Annotated in this window: 10 protein-coding genes; all 10 read left to right on the forward strand. The window is 60.8% G+C overall.

All coding sequences use genetic code 11. The features are described from left to right. A partial coding sequence (locus tag AB1805_15940; protein ID MEW5746920.1) for a PKD domain-containing protein occupies nucleotides 1-2,321 on the forward strand: 2,321 nt, incomplete at its 5' end. Beyond that, nucleotides 2,269-3,858, forward strand: coding sequence for a hypothetical protein (locus AB1805_15945; GenBank protein MEW5746921.1), 1,590 nt, complete (start codon nucleotides 2,269-2,271; stop codon nucleotides 3,856-3,858). The genes AB1805_15940 and AB1805_15945, both read left to right, overlap by 53 nt. A gap of 42 nt (nucleotides 3,859-3,900) precedes the next feature. Beyond that, complete coding sequence (locus tag AB1805_15950) at nucleotides 3,901-4,953, forward strand: UDP-glucuronic acid decarboxylase family protein (protein MEW5746922.1); 1,053 nt, start codon at nucleotides 3,901-3,903, stop codon at nucleotides 4,951-4,953. 149 nt (nucleotides 4,954-5,102) lie between these two features. After that, nucleotides 5,103-5,657 (forward strand): acyltransferase, encoded by a 555-nt coding sequence (locus AB1805_15955; protein MEW5746923.1) that lies wholly within the window; start codon nucleotides 5,103-5,105, stop codon nucleotides 5,655-5,657. After that, on the forward strand, nucleotides 5,654-6,667 hold the full coding sequence (locus tag AB1805_15960; GenBank protein MEW5746924.1) for a glycosyltransferase family 2 protein: 1,014 nt from the start codon (nucleotides 5,654-5,656) through the stop codon (nucleotides 6,665-6,667). Before AB1805_15955 ends, AB1805_15960 begins: the two co-directional genes overlap by 4 nt. A gap of 116 nt (nucleotides 6,668-6,783) precedes the next feature. Continuing rightward, nucleotides 6,784-8,085, forward strand: coding sequence for a TIGR03016 family PEP-CTERM system-associated outer membrane protein (locus AB1805_15965; GenBank protein MEW5746925.1), 1,302 nt, complete (start codon nucleotides 6,784-6,786; stop codon nucleotides 8,083-8,085). Between the two features lie 192 nt (nucleotides 8,086-8,277). After that, a complete protein-coding gene (locus tag AB1805_15970) occupies nucleotides 8,278-9,123 on the forward strand; it encodes an XrtA system polysaccharide deacetylase (protein MEW5746926.1) in 846 nt (281 codons plus the stop codon). Next, complete coding sequence (locus tag AB1805_15975) at nucleotides 9,110-10,495, forward strand: phenylacetate--CoA ligase family protein (GenBank protein MEW5746927.1); 1,386 nt, start codon at nucleotides 9,110-9,112, stop codon at nucleotides 10,493-10,495. Before AB1805_15970 ends, AB1805_15975 begins: the two co-directional genes overlap by 14 nt. A 44-nt stretch (nucleotides 10,496-10,539) precedes the next feature. Beyond that, entirely contained in the window at nucleotides 10,540-11,199 is a 660-nt protein-coding gene (cysC, locus tag AB1805_15980) for an adenylyl-sulfate kinase (protein ID MEW5746928.1), read from the forward strand. A 16-nt stretch (nucleotides 11,200-11,215) separates the two neighbouring features. After that, on the forward strand, nucleotides 11,216-12,409 hold the full coding sequence (locus AB1805_15985) for a glycosyltransferase family 2 protein (GenBank protein MEW5746929.1): 1,194 nt from the start codon (nucleotides 11,216-11,218) through the stop codon (nucleotides 12,407-12,409). Nucleotides 12,410-12,415: the final 6 nt, after the last annotated feature.

Consider the following 12,415-nt stretch of genomic DNA (forward strand, 5'->3'; position numbering starts at 1 on the left):
CATGGTCTCCCGAGGTAAGCCAGGGTCTTACGGTCGAGCAGCCCTCGGTAGAGGTGATCGTTGACAACGGCGCTGCGGGCACCTCCTTCACCGGCTCCTGGGCAGTATCGGGCGCCCCCAACCCCTATGGCGCCAACTCCCTCTACGGCCGGGACGGAGCGCTCTATAAATGGCGTGCAGCCCTTCCCCGATCAGGCCAGTACCAGGTGTATATGTGGTGGACGGAGTGGCCGTCCCGTGCTGCCGATGTGCCGGTGACGATACAGTACCGGGACGGCTCCCAGACCGTCCGCGTCAACCAGCAGCTCGATGGCGGGAAATGGAACTATCTCGGCGCCTTCATGTTCGATAATGCGTCGGGAGGAACGGTATCGATCCTCGCAGAGAGGCCCTCTCCCACGACCTACTCCGCCGATGCCGTGAAATTCGTCTATGTCCCCGACCAGCCGCCCGTTACTGAGGATATTTATGTGGCGCTGGGCTACAACTTCAAGAACATGAAGCCGCCGTACGAGGAGATGCTCCAGGGCATGGGAGCGACCTATGCGAACGGGGTCTGGACCTACCATAACAGGGCACTCAACGAGAGCTTCCGGGTGCGCTTCATCGAGGACATGGAGGCGTTCAAGCAGGCCTTGCGGACCGAAGGAGCGCACATCATCTACTCCGGGCACTCCAACTACGGCCTGGGAGCGGTCTTCGGCACCCTGACCGAGACGGCCAGCCAGACAATCGAAAACATCCGCTATATCGACGATGCCCGGATCCTCAACACCTCGTCACCGGTGTTCCCGGTGAGCATGAAGAGCCTGAGGACGACGCAAGCGTTTCCCTACTGGTGGCCTCTGTTCCAGGACGGCACGAGCGGCATCATGCCTTACACCTTCGGCGACCCCCGGGGAGCGCCGCCCTACAACTACTATATTACCTACCAGGTCCCGGGCGATCCCACCTTCTATAAAGTGGACTCGGCGCGGAGAAACCCGATCATACGGTATTTCGACTCTTCCACCCCTGCCTGGTACTCTTCTACGGGGACGCCCCCGGACCCGGCGAATACGGACCACCAGAAGTATTTCATAGTCAACACCGCACCATGGTATCCGTCTTTCGAGTCCAGTGGAGAATGGTATGAGACGCAGATAGTAAAGGAATACTTCTCGGAGAATTATATGTATGCACCACTGGGAGGGGTGACGAGCGAGGCGAAGTGGCTGTTCAAGCCTCTTCTGTCCGGAACGTACACCGTGTATGCCCTGTGGCCGTCCAGCACCTCGCGGAGCGCAAGCGCTCCCTACACGATAGGGCATGCAGGGGGGAGCACGACGGTGGCGGCGGACCAGCGGTACAACGGCGGCAAATGGAACAGCCTCGGGCAGTTCTCGTTCAATGCAGCAAATTACTCGGTGAGGCTGACCGGCAGCAGCAGCGGCACTGTTGCCGCCGATGCGATCAAGATAGCCCATGTCAGCAACCCTCCCATGGTGCTCCAGGCCAACTTCTACACCAGGACCAGGGCAGGGACAGAGCCCCTGGAGGTGGACTTCTACAGCAGGAGCACCGGGGATATCAGGGCGATGAAGTGGGACTTCGGCGACGGCTCGACCAGCACCCGGATGGATGAGGTCACCCGTATCTATAGTAAACCCGGCACCTACACGGTTACCCTGACGGTCTACGGTCCCCTGGGTAGCAGCACCAAGACGAAGACCGGCTACATCACCGTCGGCAGCACCACCGCTCCCCTGAGAGCCGAATTCAGTGCACGGGTGCGGGAAGGGGTCGCCCCCCTTGCCATCAGCTTCGTCGATGCGAGCACCGGCTCGATCAAATCGTGGTTCTGGGAGTTCGGCGACGGTACGACGAGCACCGCGGCGAACCCGTCCCATACCTATTCGAAGCCCGGCAACTACACCGTAAAAATGACGGTGACCGACACGAACGGGGCGAAATCGACGGAGGTGAAGGAGAATTTCATAAGGGCCGTGGTGTTCGAAAAGAACATCGACAATGTGGACTATCCCAAGACGCACTACGGTACCAAGACCGTCATCTCCCGGAAGGAAATGGATATCCAGAAGGAGGAGCTCAGGTACGGCAGGATGTTCTACGAAGCCTGCTACTCCGGCATCTACTACCTCGATATCTTCAACCGGGGGACGATGTTCTATTCGGTGGACCTCACGACCGAGCTCGGCGGCGTCCTCTACCTCAAATCCTATATGGAGGGCAAGAGCGACAACGAAATATGGCAGGTCATCCAGAACTATGAGCCCGTCTACGACTATTACTACTTCAATAAAAAACCGTCGGAGCAGTAACGGCAAGGCCGAGCGGCTCCTCTTCCGCCGCCAATTCATCATGGGGCGGCGTTTCGTGGACGGGATGCCTTCGTGGCAGAGGGTTACTGTCGACGACGAGCGCTGTCTCACGGTGCATCCCGATCTGCCGGTCTGCCAGGAGAGGAGCGGAGGGAAGGGGGTAACCCTGCTCGGATACCTCATCGATCCCGGGAGGCCGTCGGCTACTGACGCAGATATCCTCCGCGGTCTGCTCAGTGTCCTCTGCAATGGCGGCGCCTGCGATACGCTCCGGCAGCGCACCGCCGCCTATGGAGGGAGATGGATCCTCATCGTTAGCGACGGTGCAGCCGTTCAGCTCTTCACCGATCCTGCCGGCTTCAGGCAGGTCTTTTATACCGATGTGCGGTGGACCGATGAACTGTGGTGCGCCTCACAGCCCGGTCTTATCGCGGATATCCTCGGTCTTCAGGCCGACCGGGAGGCGATGGACTTCATCGTATCGTTCGAGAAAAGGGACTGCCAGTTCTGGTGGCCGGGCGACAGTTCTCCCTATCGAGAGGTGAGGCATCTCCTGCCGAACCACGCGCTCGATCTCTCGACCGGTTCGGCGGAGCGGTACTGGCCTGACGGCCCGCTCCCAGCGGTATCGTTCGCTGCCGCGGTGGAGCGGCTGCCGTCGATGCTGAAAGGGTTGATGGGGGGCGCCTTCAGCCGGTTCGATCCTGCCCTCTCGATGACCGCGGGACGGGATACGCGGCTCGTCCTGGCCGCATCGCGCGCATTCCGCGACCGCCTCTTCTGTTTCTCGATGAAGTACTGGGACATGACCGAGGAGAGTCCCGACATAACCATCCCCTCCCGGCTGCTCTCGAGGATGGGGATCGGGCATACGGTCATCCCCTGTCCCTCCTCCATGGACAGACAGTTCGAGAGGCTCTATAACAAGAACGTGGCGACGGCAAGAGAGGTGTACGGCGTCATCGCACAGGGACTCGACCGTCACTATCCGAAAGATCGCGTCTGCGTCAAAGGAAATGCTGTCGGTATCGCGAAGTGCTTCTATAAATATGCCCTGCCCGAAGCGGAGCGGACCAGGGAGGTAACCCCCGGTCTGCTCGCCCGGCTGGCGAATATGGGGGACCATCCCTTTGCGATCAGGCACCTCGACCGGTGGCTCTCCGGAGCCGATCTGTTGTACAACGTCGAAGTCCTCGATCTCTTCAAGTGGGAGAACAGGGAGGGCAACTGGCAGGCGATGAGCCAGCTCGAGTGGGACATCGTGCAGGAGGTCTTTGTCCCTTTCAACTGCCGGGATCTCCTGGTCACGATGCTTTCGGTGGACGAGCAGTACCGGAGACCTCCTTCGTACGCACTCAACCAGGCGCTGATCGCCTCCCTCTGGCCTGAATTGCTCGACGATCCGATCAACCCGAGAGGGATAAAAAGCAGAAGCGGCTGTCTCAAAGACACGATGAAGTCCGCTGTAGAGCGGGTTCGCGTGAAAGCAGGAGAGTGTCAGTGGTGGAAAAGACTCCCGGATATACAGGAGCGCTGAATATGCTCCCGGCAAAATTAATAATGCGTGGGGTGACCAGCCATGAGTAAACGAATTCTCGTTACCGGGGGGGCCGGCTTTCTCGGCTCCCACCTCTGTGAGCGGCTTCTGAACGAGGGGCATGAGGTCCTGTGCGCTGATAACTTCTATACGGGACGCAGGAGCACTATCGCCCACCTCATGGGCCATCCCTGCTTCGAAGTACTGCGCCACGACATCTGCTTTCCGCTCTATGTCGAAGTCGATGAGATCTATAACCTCGCCTGCCCGGCATCTCCGGTTCACTACCAATTCGACCCCGTACAGACCACCAAGACGTCGGTGCACGGCAGCATCAACATGCTGGGGCTCGCGAAGCGCGTGAGGGCGAAGATACTGCAGGCATCGACGAGCGAGGTCTACGGCGACCCCGCCCTGCATCCCCAGTGCGAGACCTATTGGGGCAACGTCAACCCGATCGGGGTGCGGGCCTGCTACGATGAAGGCAAGCGGTGCGCCGAAACGCTCTTCTTCGATTACCACCGCCAGCACAAGCTGCGGATCAAGGTGGCCCGCATCTTCAATACCTACGGTCCCCGCATGCACCCCAACGACGGACGGGTGGTGAGCAACTTCATCGTGCAGGCGCTGCGCGGGGAGCGCCTCACCGTCTACGGCGACGGGAGCCAGACACGGAGCTTCTGCTATGTCGATGACCTCGTGGATGGGCTGGTCAGACTGATGAACAGCGCCGACGATATTACGGGACCGGTAAACCTCGGCAACCCCTCTGAGTTCTCGATCGCCGAGCTCGCACGGAAGGTGATCGAGCTGACCGGATCGTCCTCGGCGATCTGCTTCAAACCCCTGCCGCAGGACGATCCGCTGCAGCGCAAGCCGGATATAGCGCTTGCGGCGCGTCTCCTCGGCTGGAAGCCCGCAATGCCTCTGGAGGAAGGGCTGAAGAGGGCCATAGCCTACTTCAGGACTGTCGATGCGGGTAGCGCGGAGGGGCTGGAAAAGAAAGAGGAAAATAGGACCGGCCCTTCGAAGGGCGTGCCGAAGATCACCCCCATCAACAAGAAAAAACAGAAACCGGCGGGAGTAGGCACCTGATACCGCCGCTCAGATCCCGGTGGATCGCATTCTGGATGAGGTTCGCGGGGCTGGGCCCGGCGGGCAGAATTGCAACCCGCCTTGCCGCCTGGTGCGCTCCCCCCTATACCTCACGGTACTATCTCGCCTGCCTGAACCGAAAGGGATACGTGGATCCACAGGCAATTCTCAACCATCCCTGTCTCACCATGGGAGAGAATGTGTTCATTGCGGACAGGGTAGTCATCAACCAGGCGCAGGGCGCAGGAGCGGTGGACCTGGGGGACCGGGTCCACCTGCTCCGCGATACGGTTATCGCCACCGGCGACGGGGGTGCGATATCGATCGGCGCCGACACCTACATCCAGCCCCGCTGCCAGATCATGGGATACAAGGGGCCGATCCGGATCGGCTGCGGGGTGCAGATCGCTCCCCATTGCGCATTGTACTCATATAATCACCGCTTCGAGCCCGGAGAGTTCATCCGCCTGCAGCCTCTCACGACAAAAGGGGGCATCACGGTCGGCGACGACGCATGGCTCGGATTCGGCGTGATCGTCCTCGACGGCGTTCGCATCGGCAGGGGCGCCGTAATCGGCGCCGGGTCGGTGGTGACGCGGGATATCCCCGACCACGCCATTGCAGCGGGGGTGCCTGCGCGGGTAATCAGGATGAGGGGCGAAGGGGTCTCGCGTATGGATCCCGAAGGAGCCCGGGAACGATGAGGCGCGCCGGTGGACGCGGCATCCAGCCGCTCGTCAGCGTTGTTACGCCTGTCTATAACGGCGCAAGGAATCTTGCCGAATGCATCGAGAGCGTGCTCGGCCAGACGTATGCCAACTGGGAGTATGTTATTGTCGACAACCGCAGCACCGACCGCTCGCTCGCGATCATGCAGGAGTATGCGGCAAAAGACGGACGCATCCGTATCCATGCCAACGAGCGCCATCTGCCCATCATGCAGAACTGGAACCACGCGCTCAGGCGGATCGCCCCCGAAAGCGCGTATGTGAAGGTGGTCCATGCCGACGACCGGATATTCCCCGGGTGCATTGCTGAAATGGTCGGGATAGCAGAGCGGCATCCCGGCGTGGGCATCGTCGGGTCGTACCGTCTCGACGATACGCAGGTGAACTGCAACGGCCTCTCGTGTCCCGGCCCTGTCGTGCCGGGCAGGGAGGTCTGCAGCGATACCCTCCGCGAGCGGCTCTACGTCTTCGGGTCGCCGACGACGCTCCTGATCAGGGCCCCCCTCGTCAGAGAGCGCGAGCGCTTCTATAATGAGGACAACCTCCATGCCGATACCGAAGTCTGCTTCGATATACTCCAGCGCCACGACTTCGGGTATGTGCGCGAGGTGCTGTCCTATACCCGGAGGGGAAAAGAGGCGATGACCTGTTTTGCCCGGCGGTGCAACACCTATCTCCCCAGCAGCCTCTACCTGCTCAAGAAGTACGGGCCGGTCTACCTTCCGCATGAGGAGTGGACGAGGCGGTTCGAGGAGAAGATGCGCGGCTACTACCGATTCCTCGGCAAGAGCCTGCTCGGGGGAAGGGACCGCAGGTTCTGGCAGTACCACCGGAAAGCCCTCGGGGACATGGGATGCGAATTGAGCCTGGCAAGGCTCGCCTACTATGCAGCACTGGAGCTTGGCGAAACCCTTTCGAGTCCCGGCAAGTCTGCCGCGAAGCTGGTGAAGAAGGTCCGGAACCAGGCGGCGGGCGGCCGTAAATAAGCATAAGGCTCTGGCCGTCAAGTGAAATTTATTTGTGGCGCAACAGTGGTTCCTCTGCTATGATTTGTTGTATGAGTAAAAACAGACCCTTGTAAAGGACTGAAGAGGAGGACACCGTGTACAAACCTGTTATGACCACCGGCATACTGCTGTGTCGGCGGGGGCGCGGGCTCCTGCCGTGGGCCGCTGTTGTGCTGGCGGCGCTGTTCCTGCCGCGCCCTGCTCCGGCTGCCGAGTTCGAGCTGCGCCCCTCGATCACCGTGAGAGAAGAGTACAACGACAACTTCTTCCTGAATGAAGACGACAAAGTCGATGAGTTCATCACGCGCGTGATGCCCTCGATTCAGTTCAGGTATGGAGCGCCCCTCTGGACATGGGACCTGAAGTATACCTTTGATTATGTCTACTATGCCCGCGACAAACGGGATGACGAGATCCTCCACCATCTCACGCTCAACGGGCTTATCGAGGCGGTGAAGGACAGGGTCTTCGTGCGCGTTGCCGATGACTACGGGCGGGTCTCTCTCGATGTCACGAGGGACTTTACCCGGGAGAGCACGTTCCGCGACCAGTCGAACCGCAACCTGCTCACCATTAACCCCTACTACGTCTTCAGGGTCTCGCCCCTGCTGAACGTGACGACAGGGTATACCTATATAAACACCTGGTACGACGACGAGCAGGCGGTGGATAAGGACGAGCATATCGTCTCGATCGAGCCCCGGTACGAGCTCTCGCCCTATGTTTCGATCATCGGCGGTTACCGTTTTTCATATGTGGACAGCGAAGTAAACGACTATAAGCGGCATGACGTCTATATCGGCCCGCGCTACGAATATTTCGACCAATCCTTCGTCTACGCCAGGGTCGGCAACAGCTGGACCGAGTACATAGGGCGGGAGAAGACCAGCAACATCTACTGGGCTGCCGGCATTACCCATGCTTTTCCGACCTTTACCGGCTTTGTCGAGGCGGGAGTGGATTACACCGAAGATCCCCAGGGAACGGTGAGGAGGAGCACACGATACCTGGCCGGGGTGCGCTATGACCGTGAGCGGATAAACGCCAATGTCTCTCTCGGCCTCACTTCCTACAACAATGCCGAGATCTCCGTGGCGACCGGCGATCTGAGGCCCAGCAGCGACGATACCGACAAGTACGGCGCTACGGGCGCCCTCAAGTACGCGCTCACGCCGAACCTGACCGGGACGCTCGACCTCACGATCGAGCGGCTCGAACGGGACTTCCTCGACACCTACACGAGCCGTTTTCTGGGCGGGCTGCGGTTCGAATATCTGCTCCTCGAGGAGACGAGACTGGCGCTTTCGTACTACTATACCGACAGCTATTCGCCCCGGCTCCCCGGCGACCGCTACGAGAACAACCGGGTCTTCGTCGAGATCAGCAAGAGGTTCTGAGTAAAAGACAAGTAAGAAGTAAGAAGAAGGGGGAGCTTACGGGAGATCTCTTATTCTGGATTCCCGAAGCGGGTCTGCGCGAAGGGTCGCTCCGACTGGCTCCTGTCTTCACTTCCTACTTCTCAGTTCCCACTTCTTACTTGTCAGCTCCTACTTCTCAGTTCTTACTTTTAACCTTTTTTTCCTCTCCCCATGATCAACGCCCTTACCATCGACGTGGAAGACTACTTTCATGTCACCGCGTTCGAAAAGTATGTAAAAGCGGAGGAGTGGCCGCAGTATCCCTTCCGGGTATCGGACAACACGATGCGGATCCTCGATATGCTCGACGAATTCAGGGTAAAGGCGACCTTCTTCGTCCTCGCCTGGGTCGCCGAACGGGACCCTGCGCTGGTGAAAGAGATACGGAAGCGCGGGCACGACATCGCGTGCCACGGCTATGCCCATGAGCTCGTCTACCGGATCGGACCCGACCGGTTTCGCGACGATATCAGGAGGGCCCGCCGCATCCTCGAAGACCTCTGCGGCGCTGCGGTCAACGGCTACCGGGCGCCGAGCTACTCCATTACCAAGGCGTCGCTCTGGGCCTTCGACATCCTGATCGAAGAGGGCTTTACCTATGATTCGAGCGTCTTCCCCATTGTCCACGACATCTACGGCATCCCGGACGCCCAGCGGTTCCCCCATGCAATCGAGAGGCCCGCGGGAGTCATCAAGGAGTTCCCCATGTCGACCATACAGATACGGATCTCGGGCGGCGAGTACCGGGTACCGATCTCGGGCGGAGGGTACCTGCGCCTCTTCCCCGTAGGATTGATCAGGAGGGCGATTCAGCACATCAACAGGGTCGAACGGCAGCCGGCAGTGCTCTACTTCCATCCCTGGGAGATCGACCCCGCGCAGCCGAGGATCGAGGCATCCTTCAGGTCCCGTTTCAGGCATTACCTGAACCTCGACAAGACCGCGGGCAAGGTGCGCGACCTTCTCCAGGGCCTCACCTTCGGACCGATGAGGAGCATACTCTATGACGCAGACTGAACCGAACCAGGGCGACTTTTACGCGCCCGTTGTCCGGCGCATCATCGCCCCGCTCTGGGCGGCCAGGGAGCGGAGCCCCTACCTGAAACACTTCGCCTGCCTGAAGACCTCGCCGTACCGTCCGCTGGCAGAGGTGAGGGAGGAGCAGTGGCGGCGGTTCAAACGGCTCCTCGACCACGCGTACGCCCACACCGCCTATTACCGGGAGCGGATGCGCTCCTGCGGCGTCGTCCCCGACGACCTGCGGTCATGGGAAGACATGGCCCGGCTGCCCCTGCTCACCAAGGATGACATCCGGAAGCACAAGGACAGCATGATCGCCCGTACGGTACCCAAGGAGAAATTGATGCCCAAGAAGACCTCGGGCTCGACCGGCGTCTCGCTCGAGTTCTTCGTCGATGAGGAGAGCCTCCAGTGGAAGCGGGCCTGTGCTCTCAGGCATGACCGCTGGACAGGGTGGGAGATCGGCGAGCGCATCGGGGCCGTCTGGGGCAATCCCGAGTACAAGAAGAGCTGGCGGGGGTACGTTCGGAACGCGCTCCTCGAACGGTACACCTACCTCGATACGCTCAAGATGGACGAGCGGGCCATGGCCGACTTCCATTCCCGGATACGGCGGAAGCGTCCGACGCTGCTCTTCGGCCACGCCCACTCGCTCTATCTCTTCGCCCAGTTCCTCGAGGCGAAAGGACTGGCGGCCATACGGCCCAAGGGCATCATCAGCAGCGCCATGGTGCTCCACGACTTCGAGCGCGCCGCGATCGAGCGGGTCTTCGGCTGCAAGGTGACGAACCGGTACGGCTGCGAGGAGGTGAGCCTCATCGCCTGCGAATGCAGGGAGCACCGCGGCCTCCATATCAATATGGACACGCTCGTCGTCGAGTTCCTGAACGAGGAGGGGCGACAGGCCAGGGCCGGAGAGGCCGGGGCGCTCGTCATCACCGACCTCACCAACGTCGGCATGCCGTTCATCCGTTACAGGATCGGCGATGTCGGTGTGCCCTCCGACCGGGTCTGCGCATGCGGCTGTACCTATCCGCTCATCGAATCGCTCGAGGGGAGGGCGGCGGACTATATCGTGACAGCAGAGGGGAGCTTCATCTCCGGCATCTCGCTGACCGAGAACTTCGCGATGCTCCTCGGGGGCATCAGGCAGCTCCAGATCGTGCAGGAAGCGCTCGACCGCCTCGTCTTCAGGATAGTGCGCGGAGAGCGGTTCTCCGCGGCCGAGCTGAAGGAGCTCGACCGGCTCGTCGTGCAGCGCTTCGGACAGTCGATGCGTTACTCGGTGGAGTTCGTCGATTCCCTGCAGCAGGAGCGGTCGGGGAAGTACCGTTTCTGCATATCGAAGGTCCGCAACCCTTTCTCGTGACACATCACTAACCTGCAGCGCTCAAGAAAGGCGACCCCGTGACTATACCAAGGCTTCAGAAGACCTGCAGTAACGTGGTATGGCATACCACACTCGTCACCCGCTCTCATCGGGAGCGGATGAACGGCCACAGGAGCGTCGTCCTGTGGTTCACCGGGCTTTCGAACTCCGGCAAATCCACCATCGCCCACCGCGTCGAGGAGCGGCTGCACCGCCTCGGATGCCGCACGTTCGTATTCGACGGCGACAACGTCCGCCACGGCCTCTGCTCTGACCTCGGGTTCTCGCCGGAGCACCGGAAAGAGAATATCAGGCGCATCGGCGAGATGGCGAGGCTCTTCATCGAGGCAGGGGTCATCTCGATCGCCGCGTTCATCTCTCCCTACGACCAGGACCGGAAGTGGCTCAGAACGCGCGCGGGCAGCGACAGCTTCATAGAGATTTATTGCGAGTGTCCCCTCGAGATATGCGAACAGCGGGATGTGAAGGGGCACTACAAGAAGGCGCGGCGCGGCGAGATCCCGGAGTTCACCGGCGTCAGCGCACCCTACGAGCCGCCCGAAAACCCGGAGATACATCTCACGACGCACGAGATGACGGAAGAGGAGTGCGCGGAGGCGGTGGTCGCCTACCTGATCCGCAACGCCGTCCTCTTCGACACCGGGAAGAACGAGCCGGAGGAGAAGAAGGCTATCTGCTCGTAGCGCCGGTCCCCGTGCCATGATCATTGTCGAGCTCATACTTATCGTATCCCTCACGGTCCTGAGCGTCCTGACGCTCTACCTCGTCCTGCTCGCCCTGGCGTACTTCCTTCATCGGCCAGGGAAGGGGTATGAGCCATGCGCGCCGGAAATGCGTTTTGCCGTCATCGTCCCGGCGCACAACGAGGCGGCGGGGATCGGGGTGACACTGAAGAGTGTGAAGTCACTCGACTACCCCGCCCCGCTTTACGAAGCGGTCGTTGTGGCCGACAACTGTTCCGATGCCACCGCCGCAGTCGTCAGGGCAGAGGGCATGCGCTGCCTGGAACGAAACGACAGCGCGAAGCGAGGCAAAGGGCACGCGCTCGATTACGCGATCTCCCTGCTCCTCGGCGAGCAGTTCGACGCCTTTATCGTCCTCGATGCGGATTCGGTGCTCGACCGCAATTTCCTGAACGTGATGAACAGCCGGATGCTCGCCGGACAGCAGGTGATCCAGGCGTACGACGGCATAGCCAACCCCGATGCGAGCCCGCTCACCTACGTCTTCCTGGTGGGCAACAGCATCGAAAACAGACTCTTCTACGAGGCGAAGGCGCGGCTCGGCCTCTCCGTCAACCTCAGGGGGAACGGGATGTGCTTTGCCCGGAACGTCTTCGTAGAGCATCCCTGGACCGCCTACTCGATTGTAGAGGACGTCGAATACGGACTCCGGCTGATAAAAGAGGGGCTGCCGATCTCCTTCGCCTCCGAGACCGCGGTGCTCGCACGCCAGCCCGAAACCCTCGAGCAGGCGCATACCCAGCGGGTGCGATGGGCGTCGGGGAGCATGAAGGTATCGAAGACCTACGCCTTCCGCCTCATGATCGAAGGCCTCCATGCGCAGGACCGGACCCTCTTCGATGCGGGCCTTACGCTTGCGGCGCTGAGCAAGCCCCTCCTGCTGCTGCTTTCCCTTGCAGCGGTCGCTGCCGCGCTGTTGTATCAGGGCGGAGGATATGAACGGGGAGCGGTATACGCAGGATGGGCGTTGTTGCTCCTGGGGACGCAGGTCGCCTATCTGCTGACCGGGGTGCTGCTGGAGCGGCTCACCGCCAGGAGAGCGCTCTTTCTGCTCTCGTCGCCGATCCTCATCCTCTGGTTTTTCTTTATCACGGTCCTCGGCATTGCACGGTACCGCAGCAGTCTCTGGCTGCGGACCAAGCGCGTGTGAGCAGGC

It is taken from the genome of Nitrospirota bacterium (assembly GCA_040752355.1).
Classification (GTDB): Bacteria; Nitrospirota; Thermodesulfovibrionia; order Thermodesulfovibrionales; family Dissulfurispiraceae; genus JBFMCP01.